The sequence below is a fragment of the Acidovorax sp. AC410 genome, assembly GCF_979253235.1.
Genome location: NZ_CEEDCG010000001.1, coordinates 3,614,032 through 3,637,344, shown reverse-complemented (window position 1 = coordinate 3,637,344; position 23,313 = coordinate 3,614,032). Strand labels below are relative to the sequence as shown.

Sequence of the window (23,313 nt, the reverse complement as noted above, 5' to 3'; positions counted from 1 at the left end):
CACCCTTACATGGCCGCGGCATGCCCTGAGCCCGCTACTCGGCCCAGCGCACCCACCCGCCCCAGGCGGTGATCAGCACCACCATGCCGAACACGATGCGGTAGTAGGCAAACGGTACGAAGCTGTGGCTGCTGATGTAGCGCAGCAGCCAGCGCACGCACAGCCAGGCACTGAAGAACGAGAACACCAGTCCGGTGGCGAACATCGGGATGTCGGCCACCGACAACAGGGCGCGCTCCTTGTACAGGCTGTACACCCCGGCACCGATCAGGGTGGGCATGGCCAGGAAGAAGGAGAAATCCGTGGCCGCCTTGCGCGACAGCCCGAGCAGCATGCCGCCGATGATGGTGGCACCGCTGCGGCTGGTGCCCGGCACCATGGCCAGGCACTGCACCAGGCCAACCTTGAGCGCGTCCAGCGGGCTCATGTCGTCCACCTCGTGGATGCGCGTGGCGCCCGCCGGGCGCTTTTCGGCCCACAGGATCACGAAGCCGCCCAGGATGAAGGTGCTGGCCACCACCACCGGGATGAACAGGTGCGCCTTGATGGCCTTGCCCAGCAGCAGGCCCAGCACCACCGCCGGCAAAAATCCGATGAGCACGTTGAGCACCAGGCGCTGCGCGCTGCGCTCGCGCGGCAGCGCCACCAGGGTGGAACGGATCTTCTGCCAGTACACCAGGATGACCGCGAAGATGGCGCCGGTCTGGATGGCGATGTCGAACACCTTGGCCTTGGCATCGTCGAAGCCGAGCAGGGAGCCCGCCAGGATCAGGTGGCCGGTGGATGAGATGGGGAGAAATTCGGTCAGGCCTTCGACCACGCCCATGAGGGCGGCCTTGGCCAGCAAAACGAGGTCCACGCGCGTCCTTTGGCCCTGGAGGGCCTGCAAAAAGTGCCGATTATCCCTGGCCGCCCGCTTCCGCCGGGCGCCAGAACACTTGCACTCCACTCCGGTCCGCTGCATTTCGCTCCATTGCACCTGCATTTCATCGCAGGCCGGTGGCAGGCCCGGGAGGCGATCGGCACAGTACGCCCATCGCTGAAACCTGCCCCCAGGAGCCCCACCATGCAGATCACCCCCGTCATCGCCATCCACATGGCCGCCGCGCTGGCTGCCGTTGCCATCGGCCCGCTGGCCCTGTGGGCCCGCAGGGGCCGCGACCAGCGCCCCCGCCTGCACCGCGCCGCCGGCTATGCCTGGGTCACGCTGATGGTGGCTGTCGCCCTGTCGGCCGTGTTCATCAGCGGCGACAAGGGCCCTCGCCTGGCAGGCTTTGGCGTGATCCACCTGCTGGTTCCCATCACCCTGGGCCTGATCGCCCTGTCGTTTTACTTCCTGGTGCGCGGCAATGTGACGGCGCACCGCCGGATCATGCAGGGCACCTACGTCGGCTCCTGCCTGGTGGCAGGCGCCTTCACCCTGCTGCCCAACCGCCTGCTCGGCCAATGGCTCTGGAGCCAGTTCGGCATCGCCTGAAGTGAAACACCCCCTGAGTCGCTTCGCGCCTTCACCCCTCTCTCATATTGCTGCGCAATCTGGGAGGGGGACGCCCCCAGCGCGGCGGGGCGGCCCTTGCGCGGGGGCACTGGCCTTGGCCGCGCCGGTTTCATACGTCGCGAGTGGCGCGCAGCGCAATGGATAACTGATACGCCAATTCCTCCCATCGACACGAACTTTCCCCCTTCACCGGAGCACACCACCATGATCATCGACCTCCTCATCCACCACCCCGAAGCGCTTGGCACCGTCCTGCAGAAGACCCCCACCTGGGTCTGGGGCCTGCTCGCCGGACTCATCGCCCTGGGTGCGAGCCAGTTGGTGGCCCGCACCGCCAGCCTGACCCGCGTGGCCGTGATGCCCGTGGCCATGACCCTGTTCTCGGTCTACGGGCTGGTGTCGGCCTTCGGCAGCTCGGGCCAGGTGCTGGGCGCCCTGGCCGCGTGGCTGGCCGCGGCCGCCGTCGTGGCCACCATCGCCCTGGCGCTGATGCCCGCCACCCCGGCCCGCACGCAGTACCTCGCCGCCTCGCGCAGCTTCCAGCTGCCCGGCAGCCCGCTGCCCCTGCTGCTGATCCTGGGCATCTTTTTGACCAAGTACCTGGTCGGCATCGAGATGGCCATGCAACCCGCCCTGGCGCATGACGCCACCTTCGACCTGCAGATCGCCGCGCTCTACGGCGTGTTCAACGGCCTGTTCATCGCCCGCTCGGCCCGCCTGTGGCGCATGGCCCTGGCGCCCCAGGCCGCAACCGCCGCATCCGCTCCCGCCACCGCCTGATCCGTACTTGCCCAGCCACCCGCATTCCAAGGAGATCCACCATGTCCCGCCGCTACCCCCTGTCGAGCGACCCCATCGAAAACTTGGCCCGCCGGCGCGCCGGCGCCAAGCTGGGCTGGTTCATCCACGCCACCGTGTATGTGCTGGTCAACCTGCTGCTGGTATCGCTGTCGCTGTCCAGCGGCCGGCACTGGGCAGTATTCCCGGCCGCTGGCTGGGGCATCGGCCTGCTGGTGCACGGCATGGTGGTGTTTTTCCTGACCGGTGGTTCGAGCTGGCACGAACGCTTGGTCCAATCCGAGCGCGAGCGCATCGCCCAGAACAACAACCGTCCCTGAACGCGGGCCAAGGAGACAATAACCATGCACCAATCCATCCACCTGGCATGGGCCGGCCTGCTCGCCCTGACCGCCAGCCTGGCCCAGGCAGGGGTCGGCCTCAAGGAGATCGCCGGACTGCAGGGCGATGGCCCGGTCACCGTGTACTACCCCAGCAGTGCCGCCGACCAGTCCCTGCAGCGCGGCCCGTTCAACCTGCAGCTCGCCTGGCAGGGCGCACCGGTGGCGGGCAACGGCCGGCTGGTCGTGGTCTCGCACGGTTCGGGGGGCAACCCCTGGGTGTATTCGGACCTCGCACGCGCACTGGTGTCCGCCGGCTTCGTGGTGGCCATGCCCGAGCATGCGGGTGACAATGCCAAGGACCCTTCCAAGCCCGGGCCCGACAGCTGGAAGAAGCGCCCCGCCGAAGTCTCCCGCGCCATCGACGCCCTGGCCAGGGACACTGCGCTGGCGCCCCTGCTCTCGCTCGACCGGGTCGGCATGTACGGCATGTCCGCCGGCGGCCACACGGCGCTGAGCCTGGCGGGCGGTCGCTGGTCCCCGGCCCTGTTCAAGCAGCACTGCGAGGCCCACATCGCCGACGACTTTGCCACCTGCGTGGGCCTGTTCACTGAGCTCAAGGGCAATTTCCTCGATGGCGTGAAGAAAAGCGTGGCCCTGGGCGTGATCCGCCAGCGCTATGAGGACACCACCTGGTACACGCACGAGGAGCCGCGCATCGCGGCCTTGGTGTCGGGCGTGCCGGCCGCGGCGGACTTCGACATGGAGTCGCTGGCCCGGCCCCGGGTGCCGCTGGCGCTGATCACTGCCGGCAAGGATCTGTGGCTGGTGCCGCGCTTTCACAGCGACCGGGTGATCGCCTCCTGCGCCGAGCGCTGCACCGTGCTCGCCGCCCTGCCCGATGCCGGCCACGGCGCCCTGCTCTCGCCCCAGCCGCCGCTCTCGCGCATGCCCGACCTGGCCGTGCGCCTGCTGGGCGACCCGCCCGGCTTCGACCGCGGCCAGATGCGCGCGGTGGACACGAAGATCGTGCGCTACTTCGAACAGCAGCTGCAGGTGCCTGCGCCCGTGCAGGCCAAGGCCCCGTAGCGCGCCGCGCTGCAGCCTAGAATCACCCCATCCATGACTGAACCCCTGACCCCTGAAGCCATCGAGAAACTCGCCCGCAAACGCGCCGGCGCCAAGCTCGGCTGGTACATGCATGCCGTCCTGTACGTGGTGGTCAACCTGATCGTGTTCTCCCTATCGCGCTACGGCTTCGGCAACCGCCCCTGGTCGGTGTACCCGCTGCTGGGCTGGGGGCTGGGGCTGGCGCTGCACGGCGTTTCGGTGTTCGTTCTGGGCACCGGCAGCGGCCTGCGCGAACGCATGGTGCAGAAGGAGCGCGAGCGCCTGCTGCGCCAGCGCGACGGCCACTGAGGTGGCGTGAACGATCCCGCCATGAAGATCGACTGGCTCGACAAACTGCAGCGCCTGCTGCAGACCCTGGCCTTCTGTCTGGCGGTCTCCGGTATCCAGTACGCCTTCCGACCCGACAAGCCCTACTACATACCGGCCACCTACTCGCTGGCCATCGGTACGCTGACCTGGGCGCTGGTCGATTTTGGCCGCCACCTGTTTTCCTCCAGCGAGGAGTACGGCTGGCCCAAGGGCGTCGCCGGCTTCGCACTGCCCCTGGTGGGCATCGTGCTCGGCTACCTGGGCGGCACCCTGCTGGCAGACTGGTGGTGCGGCGTCTCGTCCTGGGACAGCGCGGGGCGCGCACAGTTGCGCATCTCCATCGGCATCACCGTGGTGGCGGGGACCGTCATCTGCTACTACTTCTATGTGAATGGCAAGAGCGCCTGGATGCAGGCGCGCATGACCGAGGTACACAGCCAGGCCACCGAAGCCCAGCTCAAGCTGCTGGAGACGCAGCTCGAGCCCCACATGCTGTTCAACACCCTGGCCAACCTGCGCATGCTGATCGGCACCGACCCAGTGCGCGCACAGGACATGCTGGACCGCATGATCGCCTACCTGCGTGCCACGCTGAGCGCATCGCGCAGCACCCGGCACCCGCTGGCCGACGAGTTCCAGCGCCTGGCCGACTACCTGGAGCTCATGGCCGTGCGCATGGGCCCGCGCCTGGCCTACACGCTGGACCTGCCCGACGCCCTGCGCGAGGTGCCTGTGCCCCCGCTGCTGCTGCAGCCGCTGGTGGAAAACGCGATCCGCCACGGGCTGGAGCCCCAGGTGGAGGGCGGCCACATCACCGTGCAGGCGCGCACGCAGGCCGGCCCTGCGGGCAAGACACTGCTGGTGCTGGAGGTGAGCGACACCGGCGCGGGGTTGGGCACCCTCTCCCCCGCCGCCGCCACGGCACCGGGCACCAGCTTCGGGCTGACCCAGGTACGCGAGCGCCTGGCCACGCTGCATGGCGCGGCCGGCCACTTCGTGCTGGCGGCGAACACGCCCAAGGGCACGCGTGCCACCATCACCTACCCCCTGAGCACCCCCGTATGAACACCACCGCCGCTCCGCGCGCCCTGATCGCCGAAGACGAACCCCTGCTGGCGGCAGCGCTGCAGCAGGAGCTGGCCCGCGCCTGGCCGGAACTGCAGGTCGCCGCCACCGTGGGCGATGGCCTCTCGGCCGTGCGCCAGGCGCTGGCGCTGCAGCCCGAGGTGCTGTTTTTCGACATCCGCATGCCAGGCCAGAGCGGTCTGGATGCCGCCGTGGAACTGGCCGACGCCTGGCCTGGGGACAGGCCTTTCCCGGCCCTGGTGTTCGTGACGGCCTACGACCAGTACGCCGTGCAGGCCTTCGAGGCGCAAGCCGTGGACTACCTGCTCAAGCCGGTGCAGGCCGTGCGGCTGCAGAAAACCGTGCAGAAGCTGCAGCAGGCCCTGGCCGCCCAGGCCCCCGCGGCCAATGCACTCGAAGCCACCATGGCCCAATTGCGCCACCTGCTGGCGGCCCCCGGGGTGGCGGCCGCGGCGCCGGCCAGCGCCCCCGCAGCCGCCGGGCCGCTCACGCTCATCCAGGCCAGCAGCGGCAGCCAGATCCACATGGTGCCGGTGGCCGAGGTGCTGTACTTCGAGGCCGCCGACAAGTACGTGCGCGTGCTCACCGCCGGGCGCGAGTTCCTGATCCGCACGCCGCTCAAGGAGCTCACGGAGCAACTGGACACCAGCGTGTTCTGGCAGATCCACCGCAGCACCCTGGTGCGCGCCAGCGCCATCACCACCGTGACGCGCGACGAGGCCGGCAAGCTGCACCTGGCGCTCTCGGGCCGCCCCGAGAAGCTGGCCGTGAGCCGGCTCTACGCGCACCTGTTCAAGGCCATGTAGAGTCAGCTGCGGGCCGCGCGTGCGCGGTCTGGTAAAATCGGGGCCGGGTGTACACGCCACAAGGGCGTGACAGGTTCATGCGTTGGTCGGGCCGCCACGCGGCTTCACTGCGACTGGAAACCCATGCAACCCCACGCCATCCACTGGATTGCGGCGGCCATCTTCGGCATTGCCCTGCTCCACACCTTTGCCGCGCGCCTGTTCGAGCGCCTGTCCCACCGCTACCCCCGCCATGCCGGCCTGCTCCACCTGCTGGGCGAGGTGGAGGTGGTCTTCGGATTCTGGGCCATCGTGCTCGTGGTGGCCATGGCGCTGATCTCGGGCGGCACCGAAGCGCTGGCCTATGCCGAGTCGCGCAACTACACCGAGCCCCTGTTCGTCTTCGTGGTCATGGTGATCGCGGCCTCCAGCCCGGTGCTGCGCACCGTGATCGCCGTGATCGACGCCATGGCACGGCGCATGCCCCTGCCCACGCCGCTGGCCACCGCCTGGCTGGGGCTGGCGGCCGTGCCGCTGCTGGGTTCGCTGATCACCGAGCCAGCGGCCATGACCATTGCCGCCCTGATGCTGGCGCCGCAGATCTTTCGCCCGGCGGTGCCCGAGCGCGTGAAGTACTTCGCGCTGGGCGTGCTCTTCGTCAACGTGTCCATCGGCGGCACGCTCACGTCGTACGCCGCACCACCGGTGCTGATGGTGGCCACCACCTGGCAGTGGGACAGCGCCTTCATGCTCGCCACCTTCGGCTGGAAGGCCGCCATCGCCGTGCTGGTCAACGCCACTGTCTGCGCCGCCGTGCTGCGCCGGCACCTGCTGCCGACCCCGGACGCCACCGCGAGCCGCGTGCCAGCGGTCCCCATGGCCGTGGTGGTCGTGCACCTGGCCCTGCTGGCCGGCGTGGTGCTGTTCGCCCACCACCCTGTCGTGTTCCTGGCGCTGTTCCTGATGTTCCTGGGCTACACCCAGGCCTACGACAAGCACCAGAGCCCGCTCATCATCAAGGAAGCCCTGCTCGTGGGCTTCTTCCTCGCCGGGCTGGTGGTGCTGGGCGGCATGCAGCAGTGGTGGCTGCAGCCCATCGTCTCGGGCCTGCAGCCCCTGGCCCTGTTTGCAGGTGCCCTGGGTCTCACGGCCATCACCGACAACGCGGCCCTGACCTACCTGGGATCGCTGATCGAAGGCATGTCCGACGCCGCCAAGTACATGCTGGTGGCCGGCGCCGTGGCGGGCGGCGGCCTCACGGTCATTGCCAATGCGCCCAACCCCGCCGGCGTGGCCCTGCTCAAGGGCGGCTTCGAGGACGGCAGCATCGGCGCGGGTGGGCTGCTGGTGGGGGCGCTGTTGCCCACGGCCATCGCAGCGGCTGCATTCCTTGTGCTGTGATCAATCGGGCTTGAGCTGCATGGAGGGGCGCGCCTGCACGCGTTCCAGCCAGGCCTGCACATGCGGGTGCGAGGCCACCGGCGCGCCGATGTAGACGCTGTAGCCAATGACCGAGCCCACGATCAGGTCCACCAGCGAATAATCCGCGCCCAGCATCCAGGGCTGTGCGGCCAGGCGCGCGTCGAGCAGCGCCAGCAACTGGTCCAGGCCGCTGCGCGCGGCTTCTGCATACGCCTCGCTGCGCAGGGCCTCGTCGCCCTGCGTGGCCAACTGCAGGCGCACCAGCACGGTGCCATAGGTCACATAGGCCCAGGTGGACCAGGACAGGGCCTGCATGCGCTCGGGCGTGCCCTCCTTGGGCCACAGGCCACGCTCCACGCCGTACTGCCCGGCCAGCCAGAAGTGGATGGCCAGGGCCTCGAACATGGGGTTGCCGTCCACCACCACGGTGGGCACCTTGCCATTGGGATTGAGCGCCAGGAACTCGGGGCGGCGCTGATCGCCGGCCTTGAGGTCCAGCGCGACGCGCTCGTGCGGGATGCCGAGTTCGACCAGTGCGCTGGCGATGGGGGTGGCGCTGGACATGGGGTGCCAGTAGAGGACGATGGACATGGGAGGCTCCTTGAAGTTGCTGTTTGAGAAAAAGCCGCTGTGGCAATGCACCGACAACGTGGATGCAATGTAGGATTGATTGCGGACAGATTCCGCCCTCAATAAGAGCTGGAGTTGTTTCATGTTGTCTGCGTCCTCCCGCCTCTTGCGCGTGCTCTCCCTGCTGCAGACCCGCAGCCACTGGGCCGGCGCCGAACTGTCCGAGCGCCTGGAAATCCACCCGCGCACGCTGCGCCGCGACATCGACCGGCTGCGCGAACTGGGCTACCCCATCCACGCCAGCAGTGGCGTGGCCGGCGGCTATGCCTTCCGCGCCGGCCAGGCCTTGCCACCGCTGCTGCTCGACGACGAGGAGGCGCTGGCCGTGGCGATTGCCCTGCGCCTGGCCACGGCCGGCACCGTGGGCGGGGTGGAGGAAAGCTCGTTGCGCGCCATGGTCAAGCTCGAACAGGTCATGCCCGCGCGCCTGCGCAAGCGCATCGACGCACTGCGCTCGGCCATCCTGCCCACCGAACATGCAGGCCCCACCGTGCATGCCGCGGCGCTCTCGGTGCTGGCCACGGCCTGCCGCGACCAGTTGCGCGTGGATTTCGCCTACCTGGACGGCAAGGGCCAGGCCAGCCAGCGCACGGTGGAGCCGCAGGGTCTGGTACACACCGGCCAGCGCTGGTACCTGGTGGCCTGGGACCCGGCACGCGGCGACTGGCGCAGCTTTCGCATCGACCGCATTGCGGGCGATGCAGTGGCCGGCAGCCACTTCGCGCCCCGCGCCGGGCCGGAGGGCGGTGACCTGCGTGCCTACGTCTCGCGCTCGGTGGCGCTGACGCAGTACCCGCAGCAGGCGCGCATCGTGCTGCACCAGCCGCTTTCCACCATGGCGCGGCGCATACCGCCTTCGGCGGGCGTGCTCGAAGCGCTCGACGAGACCCGCTGCGTGCTGGCCTGCGGCTCCCACCAGCAAGGCACGCTGGTGTACTGGCTGCTGGCGCTGGACGTGGAGTTCGAGGTGCTGGAGCCGGAGAGCCTGCGCGCCTACCTGCAGGCCGCCACCGAGCGCGTGGCACGGGGACTGGCGCGCGGGTCTGGCAACATGGCGCCTTCGCCATGAGCACCCCCGCCCCCATGCCGCACCTGCCCTACCCCGACCTGTTCCAGATGCTGGGCCGCGCGCTCAGGCCCACGGATGCGGTGGACCCGCATGCCATCACCAAGGCCGAGCAGGCCCTGGGCCTCGCTGCACCGCGCGCCCTGCAAGAGTTCTACCTGCTGGCCGGCAATGCGCGCGACTTCACCACCGTGTACGACCAGTTCCTGCCGCCGGCCGACTGGAGCGTGCAGGACGGCAAGCTCGTCTTCCTCGAAGAGAACCAGGACGTGGTGCGCTACGGCGTGGACTGCAGCGCCGCGGCGGGCGACGACCCGCCGGTGTGGATCACCACCACGGGTGGTGCCACCGAGTGGTACCGCGTGTGCGAGAGTTGCTCGGAATTCATCGCCACCATGCTGGTCTGGCAGTGCACGTTCGGCGAGGCGCTGCCGCATGCCGCCTCGGGGCTGGCCGGGCCCGACACCGCGCACGCGCTGCAGGGCCGGTGGCACCATGTGGGCACCGTCAACGAAATGCACGCCTACGTCCAGCCAGGGCATGCGGCCTGCCTGGTGGAGTGGAGCGATGGCATGCGGGTCTTCGTGGCTGCGCTGAGCGACGACACGCTATGGGCGCTGGAGGATGCACTGGGCGTGGTGCTGGAGGCCGACGATTGAGAGGCTGAGCACCGCACACTTTTATCCCAGCAGGCAGTCGAGCACCTTGGTCAACAGATCGTTCACATCGCTGGCCGGAACCGCCCCCGGCAACTGCACGCCGCCGTAGAGTTCGAAGACGGGCTTGCCCCACTTGAGCCCCATCGCCATCTCCGACAAGGTGCCCATGTTGCTGCCGATGGCCACCAGGCAGACACCGCTGCGGGCAATGATGGCGTTGCGCATCTCCCCCATGCCGGTGGGTACCGCCACACTCAGCCACTCGTTGGCCTGGGAGTCGTCGTCCTCGGGCAGGATGCCGACGGCAATTCCCCCGGCCTCGCTGGCCCCGCGCGATGCAGCCGCCATGACACCGCCGCGCCCGCCGCAGATCACCACCATACCCGCGCCGGCCAGCGCATGCGCCACGGCATAGGCGGCGGCGCACTCGGCCTCGTTGGCATCGCCGGGCCCGATCACGGCCACCGGCTGGCGGTGGCGCGCGGGCCCCTGCTGTTTCAGGGCCAGGCGCTGCAGCGACTGCATGACAGGCGCAGACAGCACCTCAATGACCGGCACCGACCGCACCACGCTCGCGCCTTCGCGTAAAGACATCGCCCACTCCCATCACGACCACACACACCACCATCAGCACCAGCGACAAGGCCGCCGCCACGGCGAAATCCGACCCGCCATCGCTGACCTGCGCGAGCAGCATCAGCGGCAGGATGTTGAGCTGCGTGCCCACCAGCGCCAGCGCCGTGCCGTAGGTGCCCATGGCAATCGCGGCCACCATGCAGGCGTTGGACAGCACCGAGGGCAGCACCTCGGGCACCACCGTGTCCCAGAAAGCCCGCGCGCGCGATGCACCCAGCGTGCGCGCGGCTTGCACCGGGCGCAGGTCCAGGTTGGCGAACACGGGGTACAGCGACAGGGCCACGCGCGGGATCAGGTAGTAGGCATAGGCCACGCCCAGGCCCGAGATGCTGTAGATCCAGCTGCCGATCACCGCCGGGTCGCCGCCCAGCCCCGCCAGCAGTTGCGTGACGAAGCCCGCGCGCCCGAAGGCCAGGATGAAGCCATAGGCGATCACCAGCCCCGAAAAGGCCAGCGGCAGGCCCAGCAGGGTCATCATCCACTGGCGCCGCGATGGGCTCTGGCGTGCCAGCTCGATGGCAATGCAGGCGCCCACCAGCGCCGACACCGCGCCCGCCGCCAGCCCCAGCGCCAGCGTGTTGCGCAGCGCACCGAGGAACAGCGGGTTGCCGAACAGCCGGGCAAAGGCGCTGCCGCCATCGCCAAACGCCTCGGGCAGCAAGGCCGCCAGCGGCACCGCGAAAAAGAGCGCCATGAAGGCCCATGCGGGCCAGGCGCCGAAACGTCGCATGCGGGAGGGCCTGCTTACTTGTTGCCCAGGGCCGCCTGGGCCCACAGGCGGTCCACCTCGGCCTTGCGCTCGGAAGCCTTGACCACGTCGAGCGGGCGGATCTGCGGCGCGGCCGGCATCTTCGCGGCCACGTCGGCAGACAGCGGCGTGCCCGGCACGGCAGGGCGCACGAAGCCCTGCGCGAACAGCGTCTGCCCGGCCTCGCTCATGATGAAGTTGAGCCAGAGCTTGCCGGCATTGGGGTTGGGCCCGTTCTTCACGAGGCTGATGGCATAGGGCGCGGCCACGCTGGCCTCCTTGGGGATCACCACCTCGACGGCATCGCCCATGCCGTCCACATGCTTGGCCTTGAGGCCGTCGTTCTCGTAGCTGATCCACACGGGGATCTCGCCCTTCAAGAACTTGGCGTAGGGCGTGGTGCCTTCCACGCGCAGCACGTTGCCGGCGGCATGCAGCTTGCCCAGGTAGTCGGTGCCGGGCTGCACGTTGTCCACGCCGCCGCCGTTGGCGTAGGCTGCGGCAAAGGTCAGCACCTGGCCGATGCCGGTGGAGCGCGGGTCCAGGTAGACCACGGTGTTCTTGAACTCGGGCTTGAGCAGGTCGGCCCAGCCGGTGGGCACGTTCTTCACCAGCTTCTTGTTGACCAGGAAGGCGATGTTGAGCGTGTGAATGGTGAACCAGCGGCCCTCGGCCTCGCGGAACACGGGGGGCAGCTTGTCGAAGTTGACGGGCTTGAAGGGCGCGACCACGTCCTTCTTTGCGGCATCCACGGCCGACGCGGCGAAGTAATAGGCGGTGTCAGCCTGCGGGCGGCGCTTAGTCTTTTCCAGCGCCACCACCGTGGCGGCCGAACCGATGTCGTTGTAGGTCAGCTCGATCTCGGGGTAGCGCTTCTTGAAGTCGCGGAACAGCGACTTCCAGTTGGCCCATTCGGGGCCCGTGTCGAACGAGACGCACAGTCCTTCCTTTTGCGCCTCGGCGTACAAGGCCTTCTCGCCCGCATAGAGCTCGGGGCCATCGAAGGCGAAGGCGCTGCGGGCGGCAAGCGTCGCCAGGGGCAGAGCGCCGGCGGCCTGGATCAGTTGTCTGCGGTGCATGGTGAAGACTCCTCGGGTTCGGGTTGGGAGAGGTAAGGAAGACATCAGTGGTCGAGCAGGCGGATGTGCTCGGGGGCGATGGAGATCGCCTCCACAGCCGGCACAGCCGACTCGGCAAGAAAAGGCTTGTCTGCACCCGTCACGGCGAAGTCGTAGCGCGTGAGTGCGCCCAGGTAGCGCTGGGCGCCGCACTGCCCTTGCAGCCGGTTCACGCTGCCGGGGGCCGGATCGGGTCGCATGTGCTCAGGCCGCACCATCACGTACAGTGCGGCGCCCACAGCGCGTCCACCCGTGTGGGCGTGGAGTTCGGCAAAGCCCAAATCCACCCGGCCCGGCGCGCTGACCTTGCCGGGCAGGATGGTGGACAGGCCCACGAATTCAGCGACCGCACGGCTCGCAGGCTGCTCGTACAGCGCGCGCGGCGTGGCGATCTGCAAGAGGCGCCCGTCCTTGAGCATGGCCACGCGGTCGGCCATGACCAGCGCCTCCTCCTGGTCGTGCGTGACCAGCAGCGTGGTGGCGCCAAAGCGCTGCTGGATGGCGCGAATCTCGTCACGCAGGTGGCCACGCACGCTGGCATCGAGCGCCGACAGAGGCTCGTCGAGCAGCAGGGCCAGCGGGTCGATGGCCAGAGCGCGTGCCAATGCCACGCGCTGCTGCTGCCCGCCCGAGAGCTGGGCAACGCCGCGCTGCGCGTAGCTGCCCAGGCCCACGATGTCGAGCAGTTCCTGCGCGCGCCGGTGGCGCTCGGCCACGCCCACCTTGCGCAGCTTGAGGCCGTAGGCCACGTTGTCGAGCACCGACAGGTGCGGGAACAGCGCATAGCTCTGGAACACCATGCCCATGCGGCGCTGGTGTACGGGCGTGGCGGACATGTCCTGCCCGCCGAAGACGATGCGGCCCGTGTGGCCGGTGGTGAGCCCCGACACCAGCTGGAGCAACGTGGACTTGCCCGAGCCACTGGGCCCGATCACCGCCACCAGCTCGCCGGCGCGCACATCCAGGGAGACCTCGTGCAGGCCGTGCGTGCTGCCGGGGTAGTGGTAGCTGACGTTGTCGAGGACGAGGCTCATGGGCGGGCTTTGACGAGGGAGGAGGACAGCAGGGCCGATGCACCCGCCAGCACCAGCAGGATCACCGTGGCGGCACAGGCAAAGCCCGTGGCGCCATAGAAGGCCTGTAGCAGCACGACGGGGTAGGTGCGGTTCTGGAAGCTGGTGAGCAGGTTGGACACGCCGAACTCGCCGACCGAGATGGCGGCCACCATCACCAGGCCGCTGAGCAGGCTCTGGCGCAGGCTGGGCAGCACGATGCCGGTGAACTGCTGCCAGCCCGAGGCGCCCAGCGTGGCAGCGGCCTGCTCCAGCCGGTAGAGGTTCAGGTGGCGCAGGTCGGCCAGCAGCGTATTGGTCAGGTAGGGCAAGGTGAGGATGGCGTGCGCCGCGATCAGCAGCGGCATGGAGCCGAGCCAGGGCGCTAGATCGGTGTTGAACACCACCATGTAGCCAAAGGCCAGGGTGATGGCCGGCACGGCCACGGGCATGGCGCTCACGACGCGCGCCGCCATGCCGCCGCCACGCCGTGCGCCGTGGTACAGCGCATAGGCCAGCGGCAGGGCCAGCACGGTGTTGATGGCGCAGGCCGCCATGGCCACCACCAGGCTGCTCACGAAGGCCTTGCGGAACGAGGTGTCCTGCCAGAGGTCGAGGTACCACTGGCCCGTGGTGCCCGTGGGCAATAGCGTGTTGGTCCAACTGCCGCCCACGCTGCCGACCACCAGCAGCGCGATGGGCAGCAGCAGGTACAGGCCATAGAGGAGGGAAATACCGCGAACCACGTTGTTGTCTCCAATGCCAGAATCACCGGCATACTTTCCGGATGCGCTACTGTCCGCCACACGGCATGCCGCAGCACTGGCCAAATTCTAGGGAGAGACCGCCCCATGATGGGTGAAACCTGGATGAGGACAGCTGAGCAATTGGAAAACGTTTTTCACACAGCATTCATCAAACCCGGATATGAAACGCGACTGCCCGACCATCCAGGAATTGCTGGCCTTCGACGCCGTGGCACGGCACCAGAGCATCACCCTGGCCTCGGGCGCGCTGTGCATCACCGCCAGCGCGGTCAGCAAGCAGGTCGCGGGACTGGAGGCCTTTCTGGGCCGCCAACTGCTGCAGAAGAACGGCCGCGGGGTGGAGCTGACACCGCAAGGGCGGGTGTACTGGCAGAAGATCTCGGGCGGGCTGCGCGCCATCGAGGCGGCCACCTTCGAGGCCCGCTCGGGCGATGCAGGCGCAGGCCTGCTCACGCTGGCCAGCGTGCCCACCTTCCTCACCAAGTGGCTGATCCCGCGGCTGCCGGACTTCAGCCAGAAAAGCCGCCACGTGATGCTCAGCTTCAGCCGCCACCTGGAGCCCAGCGACGGCATACCGGCCGGTGTGGATGCCGCCATCCGCTACGGGCCTGACGGCTGGCCGGGCGTGGTGTCCGAGTACATCGCGGGGCGCGAGTTCGTGCTCATCGTGGCGCGCAGCCTGGTCGAGGGGCGCCACCGCATTGCCCAGCCGGCCGACATTCTGGGCCACACCCTGCTGCACCACGAGGGCGCGCCCACGGCCTGGCGACAATGGGCCGCGCAGCACGGCGTGCCCGAAGTGCAGACCCTCGCGGGCCCACGCTTCGCCCAGTATTCGGCGCTGATCCAGGCCGCACTCAACGGCCTGGGCATCGGTCTGGTGCCGGCCCTGCTGGTGCAAAAGGAGTTTGCCGAGGGCTCGCTGCTCGCCCCCTGCGGCAGCGCCATTCGCGTGGACCAGGGCCACTACCTGTGCTACCGGCCCGACCGGCTGGACCTGCCGGCGTTCGCGGCGTTTCGCGAGTGGTTGCTGGCCGAAGGGCTGCAATCGCGCGGTGGGGCTGCGCAATGAGGCGGCCCCACCCGCCCGGCCCGTCTGCCGCAGGACACCCATCGCACAACAGGAGGACATCGCATGCCCGCCACCACTGACCTGCTCCACCAGATCCGGCAATTCTTCGACGACTTCGTGGTGGCCTTCGCCACGTTCGACGGCTTCCTCGTGGCCCAGCGCTATGCCGAGCCCTGCATCTCACTGGATGCCCAAGGGGCGCTGCGGTCCTTCCACAGCGCGCAGGAGATTGCCGGCTACTTCCAGTCCGTACTCACCACGTACCATGGACAAGGCTGCCGGTCGTGCCGGTACCGCGATCTGGAGGTGGTGTCCATGGGAGCACTCGGCGTGCTGGCGACCGTCTCCTGGGAGCTCTTGCGAGCCGATGGCAGCGTGGTCAGTGGCTGGCGCGAGTCCTACAACCTGCTGCACAGCGACCAGGGCTGGCGGGTGTTCGCGTCCACGGACCATGCGGGCTGACCTGCCCGCAGGCGGGCGCCTCACCTCCCCAGCGGCTCCCAGTTCCCCGCCACGTTCTTGAGCAGCGTGTTCACAGCTGCCAAGCGGCGGTTCTTCACGTCGATCAGGCTGCGCTGCGACGAAAGCACCGAGGCCTGGGCCGTGATCACGTTGAGGAAGCCCACCGTGCCCGCGCGGTACTGGTTGTTCACCACGTCGAGAGCGCGCTGGGCGGCCGCCAGGGCCTCGGTCTGCAGTTGCTGCTCCTGCGCCAGCGCGGTGGCGGCCGTGAGGTTGTCCTCCACCTCCTGCAGCGCGGTCAGCACCGTCTGGCGGTAGCTTGCGGCGGCCAGGTCGTTGCTGGCGCGGGCCGATTCCACGGCGGCAGTGCGTGCCCCGCCGTCGAACAGCGACACCGCCAGCGCCGGGCCCAGCGACCAGAACAGGTTGGGCGCGCTCAGCAGGTTGGACAGCTCCGAGCCGCGGTAGCCGGCCGAGCCCGAGAGCGTGAGCGCCGGGAAGAAGGCCGCGCGCGCCACGCCGATCTGGGCATTGGCGGCGGCCACGCGGCGCTCGGCGGCGGCGATGTCGGGGCGGCGCTCGAGCAGCTGCGACGGCAGTTGCGCAGGCACGGGCGGCGGGACCGGCAGCTCGGCCGTGGCCGGCAGGCTGAAAGCGGCGGGCGCCTGGCCCACCAGGGCGGCCAGCGCATGCTCGAGCTGGCTGCGGCTGGTCTCGGATTCGAGCAGCTGCACCTGGGTGTTCTTGTACTGCGCCTCGGCCTGGGCCACGTCGGCCAGCGATGCCACGCCGGCCGCCTGGCGGTTGCGCGTGAGCTCCCAGCTCCGGGAGTATGCGTCCAACGTTTCGCGCAGCAGCCGGGCCTGGGCCTCGGCGGCGCGCAGCGCAAAGTAGGTCTGCGCCACCGTGGCCTGCACCGACAGGCGCATGGCGGCCAGGTCGTCGGCGCTGGCCTGGGCGCTGGCGCGGGCCGCGTCCACCGTGCCCGCAATGCGGCCCCACAGGTCAAGCTCCCAGCTGGCGTTCAGGCCCAGTGAATGGCTGGTGCCCACGCGCGCATTGCTGCTGCCGTCGGCCTGCAGCGTGCTGCCGCTGCGCGAGCGCGAACTGCTGGCACTGGCGCCCAGGGAGGGCAGCAGGCTGGCGCTGCTGCTGGCCACCGCGGCCTGCGCGGCGCGCAGGCGGGCCACGCTCTGCGCAATGTTCTGGTTGCCGGCGGCCGCCTGCTGTTGCAGCGTGTCGAGCGTGGCATCGCCATACAGCGACCACCATGCTGTGGGCACGGCCTGGTCGCCACCGGGCTGGGCGGGCTGCCACAGGCCCTGGGCGGCAGCGCTGCTTTCCTTGTAGGCCGGCGGGATGTCCATGGCCGGGCGCTCGTAGGCCTGCTGGCTGGCGCAAGCACCGAGCAGGGCCAGAACGGCCAGCGAGAGCGCCAGGCGTGCAGGAAAGGAAGGGGAAATAGGGGAAGGCATCAATCGTTTCCTTGAAGCGCCACGGCGCTGGGCGCTGGGCGCTGCCTGCGCCAGCGCCGCGCGGTGCGCAGCACGCGGGCGCGCAGGCGGTCCAGCGCCACGTAGACCACGGGCGTCGTATACAGCGTGAGCACCTGGCTGAACAGCAACCCGCCCACGATGGCGATGCCCAGCGGCTGGCGCAGCTCGGCACCATCGGCCCGGCCCAGGGCCAGCGGCAGCGCACCGAAGATGGCGGCCATGGTGGTCATGAGGATGGGCCGCAGGCGCAGGTTGCAGGCGCGGTAGATGGCCTGGGCGGCGCTCACGTGGCCGCCGCGCTGGCGCACCAGCGCGAAGTCGATCATCATGATCGCGTTCTTCTTGACGATGCCGATCAAGAGGATGACCCCGATCAGCGCGATCAGCGAGAACTCGGTCTTGAACAGCATCAGCGCCAGCAGCGCCCCCACGCCGGCCGAAGGCAGGGTGGACAGGATGGTCAGCGGATGCACCAGGTTCTCGTACAGGATGCCCAGCACCAGGTAGATGGTGATGATGGCCGCCAGGATCAACAGCGGCTGCCCGGCCAGCGCGTCCTGGAAGGCCCCCGCCGTGCCGCCAAAGGTGCCGCGGATGCCCACCGGCACACCAAGTTCGGACACCGCGTTGTGTACCGCGTCGGTAGCCTGCGACAGCGAGACGCCCGGCGCCAGGCTGAAGCTCACCGTGCTGGCCGGCGTGCCCCGGTCGTGGCTGACCGACAGCGGCGTATTGGTCTGCGTGATGCGCGCGAACGCCGTGAGAGGGATCTGCTGGCCCAGGTTGTTCACGAAGAAGAAGCTGCGCAGCGTCTCGGGGTCCTGCAGGTACTGGGGTGCGGCCTCCATCACCACGCGGTACTGGTTCAGCGGGTTGTAGATCACGCCCACCTGGCGCTGGCCGAAGGCGTCGTTGAGCGTGGCGTCGATGGTGGCCACCGACAGGCCCATGCGCGAGGCGGCATCGCGGTCGATCACCAGCGTGGTCTGCAGCCCATAGTCCTGCACGTCGCTGTTCACGTCCTCCAGCTCGGGCAGTTGCGACAGGGCCTGGCGGATGCGCGGCTCCCAGGTGCGCAGCTCGGCGATGTCGTCGGCCTGCAAGGTGTAGTCGAACGAGGCACTGCTCTGCCGCCCGCCGATGCGGATGTCGCGCTGGGGGGTCATGAACAGGCGCGCGCCGGGCTCGTCCTTGAGCTGCTCGCGCAGCCGCGCGATCACGGCCTCGGAGCTCTCCTGCCCCGGCCCGCGCTTGAGCGACATGAACATCATCGCCGCATTGCGCTGCCAGCCCCCCGTGAAACCGGTGACATGCTCCACGGCCGGGTCGGCCTGCACGATGGCCAAAAAGCGCTGCAGCCGCTGCTCCATGGCCTGGAACGAGGTGGCCTGGTCGGCCCGGATGAAGCCCGAGATGCGGCCGGTGTCCTGCTCGGGCATGAAGCCCTTGTCGATGGCGGTGTAGAGGTAGACATTGCCGGCCACCACGCCCAGCAGCACCAGCAGCACCACGGGCTGGTGGCGCAGGCACCAGGCCAGGCTGCGGCGGTAGGCGCGCAGGCCACGATCCTGCAGCCGGTCGACCCAGCGCGAAAAGCGCGCCCACCACGACTGGCTGGGCGCCCTGGGCGTGCGGTGCTGCTTGAGCAGCACCGCGCACATCATGGGCGTGGTGGTCAGCGAGACCAGCAGCGACACCAGGATGGCCGCCGACATGACGATGGCGAACTCGCGAAAGAACCGGCCCACGATGCCGCCCATGAACAAAATGGGCACGAACACCGCGATCAGCGAGATGCTCATGGACACCACCGTGAAGCCGATCTCGCGCGCCCCGTCGAGCGAGGCCTGCAGCGCCGTCTTGCCGCGCTCCATGTGGCGCATGATGTTCTCGAGCACCACGATGGCATCGTCCACCACGAAGCCGGTGGCCACGGTGAGCGCCATCAGCGACAGGTTGTCGAGCGTGTAGCCCGCCAGGTACATGATGCCGAAGGTGCCCGCCAGCGACACCGGCACCGCCACGCTGGGGATCAGCGTGGCGCGCGCATTGCGCAGGAACAAAAACACCACCATGATCACCAGCGCCACGGCGATCAGCAGGGCGCGCTCCACCTCCTTGACCGAGGCGCGCAGCGTGGGCGTGCGGTCGGAGACGATCTCGATGTCGATGGCCGCGGGGATGGAGGCCTTGAGCGCCGGCAGCAGCGCGCGCACGCGCTCTACCGCTTCGAGGATGTTGGCGCCCGGCTGCTTGTACACCTGCAGCAAGATGGCCGGCTTGCCGTTGGCCACGCCGAAGTTGCGCACGTCCTGCACCGAGTCGGTGACCTGGGCCACGTCGGCCAGGCGGATGGCGTTGCCGTCCTTCCAGCGCAGCACAAGCGGCGCATAGTCGGCCGCCACGCGCGCCTGGTCGTTGGCGGTCACCTGCCAGTAGTGGTCCTCGCGCTCGACCGAGCCGAGCGGGCGATTGGCATTGGTGCTGGTAATGGCCGCACGCACCTGCTCCAGCGAGACGCCGTTGGACGCCAGGCGCAGCGGGTCGAGCTGCACGCGCACGGCGGGCAGCGCGCCGCCGCTGATGGACGCCTGGCCCACACCCTCGACCTGCGAGAGCTTTTGCGCCATGACGGTAGAGGCCGCGTCGTACATCTGCCCGCGCGTGAGCGAGTCGGACGTGAGCGCCAGGATCATGATGGGCGAATCGGCCGGGTTCACCTTGCGGTAGGTGGGGTTGCTGGGCATGCCCGTGGGCAGCAGCGTGCGCGACGCGTTGATGGCCGCCTGCACGTCGCGCGCGGCGCTGTCCACCGTGCGGCTCAGGTCGAACTGCAGCGTGATGGAGGTGCTGCCCAGCGTGGAGCGCGAGGTGATTTCATTGACGCCTGCGATGGCCCCCAGGGCCCGCTCCAGCGGTGTGGCCACGGTGGCGGCAATGGTGTCGGGGCTGGCCCCGGGCAGGCTGGCCGAGACGGAAATGGTCGGGTAGTCTACCTGCGGCAGCGGCGCCACGGGCAGCAGAAAGTACGACACCGCCCCCGCCAGCGCCAAGCCGATGGTGAGCAGCATGGTGGCGATGGGCCGGTGGATGAAGGGGGTGGACAGGCTCACACCGCTCCCTCGGCATGTGCCGCCTTGGCGGCGCGCCGTGCGCGCCAGCGCTCGGCGGCGTTCTCGAACGTGAGGTAGATCACCGGCGTGGTGAACAGCGTGAGCAATTGGCTCACGATGAGGCCACCCACCATGGTCACGCCCAGCGGATGGCGCAGCTCGCTGCCCACGCCCGTGCCCAGCATCAGCGGCAGGGCGCCCAGCAGCGCGGCCAGCGTGGTCATCAGGATCGGGCGAAAGCGCAGCAGGCAGGCCTGGTAGATGGCCTCGCGCGCGGGCAGGCCCTGGTCACGCTGGGCCTCCAGCGCGAAGTCGATCATCATGATCGCGTTCTTCTTGACGATGCCGATGAGCAGCACGATGCCGATGATGGCGATGATGTCCACATCGAGCCCCGTCACCAGCAGCGCCAGCAGCGCGCCCACGCCGGCCGACGGCAGGGTGGAGAGGATGGTGATCGGGTGGATGGTGCTCTCGTACAGCACGCCGAGCACGATGTACATGGTGACCACCGCCGCCAGGATGAGCAGCAGCGTGTTCGACAGCGAGGCCTGGAAGGCCAGCGCCGCGCCCTGGAAGCTGGTCTCCACCGACAGCGGCAGCAGCCCTGCCTCCTTGGCGGCCGCCTGCTCGGCCTGGATGGCCTTGACCGCGTCGCCCAGCGCCACGCCGGGCGCGGTGTTGAAAGAAATGGTGGCCGCGGGCAACTGGCCCACGTGGTTCACGCCCAGGGCCATGGGCCGCTCCTCGATGCGCGCCACGGTGGACAGCGCCACGGGCTTGCCCGCCGTGGAGGTGACGTAGATGTTGGCCAGCGCCTCGGGGCCCACCTTGAACTGCGGCGCCACCTCCAGCACCACACGGTACTGGTTGGACTGCGTGAAGATGGTGGAGATCAGGCGTTGGCCGAAGGCGTTGTACAGCGCCGTGTCGATGCCCGACACCGTGACCCCCAGGCGACTGGCCTGGGCCCGGTCGATCTGCACGAAGGCCTGCAGGCCCTGGCTCTGCAGGTCGCTGGCCACGTCGGCCAGCTGCGGCAAGCCGCGCATGCGGCGCACCAGGTCGGCGGTGCTGACCTGCAACTGCGTGGAATCGGGCGAGGAGACCAGGAGTTGGTACTGCGTGCGCGCCACGCGGTCCTCGATGGTCAGATCCTGCACCGGCTGGGCATACAGGCGGATGCCGGGCAGGTCGGCCGTGTCGTCGGCCAGGCGGCGCACCACGGTGGACGCCTTGTCGCGCTCGCCATGGGGCTTCAGGTCGATCAGCAGGCGACCGGTATTGAGCGTGGTGTTGGCGCCGTCCACGCCGATGAAGGACGAGACGCTTTTCACCGCCGGGTCGCGCAGGATGCGCTCGGCCAGTTGCTGTTGGCGCTCGGCCATGGCGGCGAACGAGATCGACTGGTCCGCCTCGGTCGTGGCCTGCAAGGTGCCCGTGTCCTGCACCGGGAAGAAGCCCTTGGGCACCACCATGTACAGCAGCACCGTGAGCGCCAGCGTGGCGATGAACACGATCCAGGTGAGCCCCTGGTGGCCCAGCACCCAGTTCAGGGCACGCCCGTAATGGGCGATGGTGCGGTCGAAGAAGCGGCCCGTGGCCTGGTACAGGCGGCCATGGCTTTCCTCGGGCGTGTGGCGCAACAGGCGCGCGCACAGCATGGGCGTGAGCGTGAGCGAGACCACGGCCGAGATCAGAATGGCCACGGCCATGGTGATCGCGAACTCGTGGAACAGCCGGCCCACCACGTCGCCCATGAAGAGCAGCGGGATCAGCACCGCAATCAGCGAGATGGTCAGCGAGATGATGGTGAAGCCGATCTGCTTGGCACCCTTGAGCGCGGCCTGCAGCGGATGTTCGCCCTCCTCCACGTAACGCGCGATGTTCTCGATCATCACGATGGCATCGTCCACCACGAAGCCGGTGGAGATGGTCAGCGCCATCAAGGTGAGGTTGTTGATCGAGAACCCCGCCATGTACATGACGCCGAAGGTGCCCACCAGCGACAGCGGCACCGCCACGCTGGGGATGAGCGTGGCCGAGGCGCTGCGCAAAAACACGAAGATCACCGCCACCACCAGGCCGATGGCCAGCGCCAGCTCGACCTGCATGTCCTTGACCGACGAGCGGATGGTCACCGTGCGGTCGGTGAGGATCTGCACGTCCAGCGAAGCCGGCAGCGTGCTCTGCAGCTGGGGCAGCAGGGCCTTGATGCGGTCCACCGTCTCGATCACGTTGGCGCCGGGCTGGCGCCGGATGTTGAGGATCACGCCGGCGCGCGCACCGGTGTCGGGCGTGCCGGCCCAGGCGGCCAGGCGGGTGTTCTCGGCATCGTCCACCGTGGTGGCCACGTCGCGCAAGCGCACGGGCACCCCATTGCGCAGCGCGATCACCAGGTTCTGGTACTCGGCAGCGGACTGCAGCTGGTCGTTGGCGTCGATGGTCGATGCCCGCGCCGGGCCGTCGAAACCGCCCTTGGCCTGCTTGACGTTGGACGAGGCGATCATGCTGCGCACGTCTTCGAGCGTCATGCCCACCGCCGCCAGCGCCACCGGATTGACCTGGATGCGCACGGCCGGGCGGCGCCCGCCCGCGATGGCCACCAGTCCCACACCCTTGACCTGCGAGAGCTTGGGCGCCAGGCGGTTCTCCACCAGGTCGTTGACGCGGATCACCGGCAGTGAGGGCGAGGTGATGGCCAGCGTGAGGATGGGGGCGTCCGCCGGGTTCACCTTGCTGTAGATGGGCGGCATGGGCAGGTCGTTGGGCAGCAGGTTGCTGCCGGCGTTGATGGCCGCCTGCACCTGCTGCTCGGCCACGTCCATCGCCATGTCGAGCGCAAAGCGCAGGGTGATGACCGAGGCCCCGCCCGAGCTGGTGGAGGACATCTGCGCGAGGCCCGGCATCTGGCCGAACTGGCGCTCCAGCGGCGCGGTGACGTTGGAGGTCATCACATCGGGGCTGGCCCCCGGGTACAGCGTGGTGACCTGGATGGTGGGGTAGTCCACCTCGGGCAGGGCCGAGATGGGCAGCAGCCGGTAGGCCAGCAGGCCCGCAATCAGCAGCGCCACCATCAGCAGCGAGGTGGCGATGGGGCGCAGGATGAAGATGCGCGAAAGGTTCATGGGACGGTGCCCGCGTC

22 protein-coding genes are annotated in these 23,313 nt (G+C 69.0%); 12 read left to right on the top strand and 10 right to left on the bottom strand.

Annotated elements, in window-relative coordinates:
- Positions 1-34: 34 nt before the first annotated feature.
- Positions 35-859, bottom strand: a complete 825-nt coding sequence (locus tag AC0IZS_RS16930; RefSeq protein WP_471636664.1) for an undecaprenyl-diphosphate phosphatase — start codon at positions 857-859, stop codon at positions 35-37.
- 207 nt (positions 860-1,066) lie between these two features.
- On the opposite strand from AC0IZS_RS16930, the gene AC0IZS_RS16925 reads away from it, so the two are divergent.
- From AC0IZS_RS16925 to AC0IZS_RS16890, 8 genes are all read left to right on the top strand, one after another.
- The gene (locus AC0IZS_RS16925; RefSeq protein WP_471636663.1) at positions 1,067-1,477 is read left to right on the top strand and encodes a DUF2306 domain-containing protein; all 411 of its coding nucleotides are present in this window, start codon (positions 1,067-1,069) and stop codon (positions 1,475-1,477) included.
- Positions 1,478-1,702: 225 nt separating this feature from the next.
- Positions 1,703-2,278, top strand: a complete 576-nt coding sequence (locus AC0IZS_RS16920) for a DUF6622 family protein (protein ID WP_471636662.1) — start codon at positions 1,703-1,705, stop codon at positions 2,276-2,278.
- 41 nt (positions 2,279-2,319) lie between these two features.
- Positions 2,320-2,616, top strand: a complete 297-nt coding sequence (locus AC0IZS_RS16915; protein WP_471636661.1) for a 2TM domain-containing protein — start codon at positions 2,320-2,322, stop codon at positions 2,614-2,616.
- A gap of 24 nt (positions 2,617-2,640) precedes the next feature.
- Positions 2,641-3,705, top strand: a complete 1,065-nt coding sequence (locus AC0IZS_RS16910; RefSeq protein ID WP_471636660.1) for an alpha/beta hydrolase family protein — start codon at positions 2,641-2,643, stop codon at positions 3,703-3,705.
- Between the two features lie 33 nt (positions 3,706-3,738).
- Positions 3,739-4,035, top strand: coding sequence for a 2TM domain-containing protein (locus tag AC0IZS_RS16905; protein ID WP_471636659.1), 297 nt, complete (start codon positions 3,739-3,741; stop codon positions 4,033-4,035).
- 21 nt (positions 4,036-4,056) lie between these two features.
- Positions 4,057-5,121, top strand: a complete 1,065-nt coding sequence (locus AC0IZS_RS16900; protein WP_471639541.1) for a sensor histidine kinase — start codon at positions 4,057-4,059, stop codon at positions 5,119-5,121.
- The gene (locus AC0IZS_RS16895) at positions 5,118-5,948 is read left to right on the top strand and encodes a LytR/AlgR family response regulator transcription factor (RefSeq protein WP_471636658.1); all 831 of its coding nucleotides are present in this window, start codon (positions 5,118-5,120) and stop codon (positions 5,946-5,948) included. Before AC0IZS_RS16900 ends, AC0IZS_RS16895 begins: the two co-directional genes overlap by 4 nt.
- A 123-nt stretch (positions 5,949-6,071) precedes the next feature.
- Positions 6,072-7,328, top strand: coding sequence for a putative Na+/H+ antiporter (locus AC0IZS_RS16890; protein ID WP_471636657.1), 1,257 nt, complete (start codon positions 6,072-6,074; stop codon positions 7,326-7,328).
- On the opposite strand, the gene AC0IZS_RS16885 is transcribed toward AC0IZS_RS16890, so the two are convergent.
- Positions 7,329-7,940 carry a glutathione S-transferase family protein gene (locus tag AC0IZS_RS16885; RefSeq protein WP_471636656.1) on the bottom strand — a complete coding sequence of 204 codons (612 nt, stop codon included), beginning with the start codon at positions 7,938-7,940 and terminating at the stop codon, positions 7,329-7,331.
- A 121-nt stretch (positions 7,941-8,061) separates the two neighbouring features.
- On the opposite strand from AC0IZS_RS16885, the gene AC0IZS_RS16880 reads away from it, so the two are divergent.
- Positions 8,062-9,048, top strand: a complete 987-nt coding sequence (locus AC0IZS_RS16880; protein WP_471636655.1) for a helix-turn-helix transcriptional regulator — start codon at positions 8,062-8,064, stop codon at positions 9,046-9,048.
- A complete protein-coding gene (locus AC0IZS_RS16875) occupies positions 9,045-9,704 on the top strand; it encodes a hypothetical protein (RefSeq protein WP_471636654.1) in 660 nt (219 codons plus the stop codon). Before AC0IZS_RS16880 ends, AC0IZS_RS16875 begins: the two co-directional genes overlap by 4 nt.
- A 21-nt stretch (positions 9,705-9,725) precedes the next feature.
- Here the strand turns inward: AC0IZS_RS16875 and AC0IZS_RS16870 are convergent, their stop codons facing one another.
- From AC0IZS_RS16870 to AC0IZS_RS16850, 5 genes are read right to left on the bottom strand one after another with little or no spacing between them, the layout of a single operon-like run.
- Complete coding sequence (locus tag AC0IZS_RS16870) at positions 9,726-10,298, bottom strand: TIGR00725 family protein (protein WP_471636653.1); 573 nt, start codon at positions 10,296-10,298, stop codon at positions 9,726-9,728.
- Positions 10,249-11,070 carry an ABC transporter permease gene (locus AC0IZS_RS16865; protein ID WP_471636652.1) on the bottom strand — a complete coding sequence of 274 codons (822 nt, stop codon included), beginning with the start codon at positions 11,068-11,070 and terminating at the stop codon, positions 10,249-10,251. The genes AC0IZS_RS16870 and AC0IZS_RS16865 overlap by 50 nt, the downstream gene beginning before the upstream one ends.
- A gap of 14 nt (positions 11,071-11,084) precedes the next feature.
- Positions 11,085-12,167 (bottom strand): extracellular solute-binding protein, encoded by a 1,083-nt coding sequence (locus AC0IZS_RS16860; protein WP_471636651.1) that lies wholly within the window; start codon positions 12,165-12,167, stop codon positions 11,085-11,087.
- Between the two features lie 44 nt (positions 12,168-12,211).
- The gene (locus AC0IZS_RS16855) at positions 12,212-13,240 is read right to left on the bottom strand and encodes an ABC transporter ATP-binding protein (protein ID WP_471636650.1); all 1,029 of its coding nucleotides are present in this window, start codon (positions 13,238-13,240) and stop codon (positions 12,212-12,214) included.
- Positions 13,237-14,004 (bottom strand): ABC transporter permease, encoded by a 768-nt coding sequence (locus AC0IZS_RS16850; RefSeq protein ID WP_471636649.1) that lies wholly within the window; start codon positions 14,002-14,004, stop codon positions 13,237-13,239. Before AC0IZS_RS16850 ends, AC0IZS_RS16855 begins: the two co-directional genes overlap by 4 nt.
- 181 nt (positions 14,005-14,185) lie before the next feature.
- On the opposite strand from AC0IZS_RS16850, the gene AC0IZS_RS16845 reads away from it, so the two are divergent.
- Complete coding sequence (locus tag AC0IZS_RS16845) at positions 14,186-15,097, top strand: LysR substrate-binding domain-containing protein (RefSeq protein WP_471636648.1); 912 nt, start codon at positions 14,186-14,188, stop codon at positions 15,095-15,097.
- A gap of 63 nt (positions 15,098-15,160) precedes the next feature.
- Positions 15,161-15,559 (top strand): Cif family virulence factor, encoded by a 399-nt coding sequence (locus tag AC0IZS_RS16840; RefSeq protein ID WP_471636647.1) that lies wholly within the window; start codon positions 15,161-15,163, stop codon positions 15,557-15,559.
- 20 nt (positions 15,560-15,579) lie between these two features.
- On the opposite strand, the gene AC0IZS_RS16835 is transcribed toward AC0IZS_RS16840, so the two are convergent.
- From AC0IZS_RS16835 to AC0IZS_RS16825, 3 genes are read right to left on the bottom strand one after another with little or no spacing between them, the layout of a single operon-like run.
- The gene (locus AC0IZS_RS16835; RefSeq protein WP_471636646.1) at positions 15,580-17,034 is read right to left on the bottom strand and encodes an efflux transporter outer membrane subunit; all 1,455 of its coding nucleotides are present in this window, start codon (positions 17,032-17,034) and stop codon (positions 15,580-15,582) included.
- Complete coding sequence (locus tag AC0IZS_RS16830; protein ID WP_471636645.1) at positions 17,034-20,168, bottom strand: efflux RND transporter permease subunit; 3,135 nt, start codon at positions 20,166-20,168, stop codon at positions 17,034-17,036. The genes AC0IZS_RS16835 and AC0IZS_RS16830 overlap by 1 nt, the downstream gene beginning before the upstream one ends.
- Positions 20,165-23,296, bottom strand: a complete 3,132-nt coding sequence (locus AC0IZS_RS16825; protein ID WP_471636644.1) for an MdtB/MuxB family multidrug efflux RND transporter permease subunit — start codon at positions 23,294-23,296, stop codon at positions 20,165-20,167. Before AC0IZS_RS16825 ends, AC0IZS_RS16830 begins: the two co-directional genes overlap by 4 nt.
- Positions 23,297-23,313: the final 17 nt, after the last annotated feature.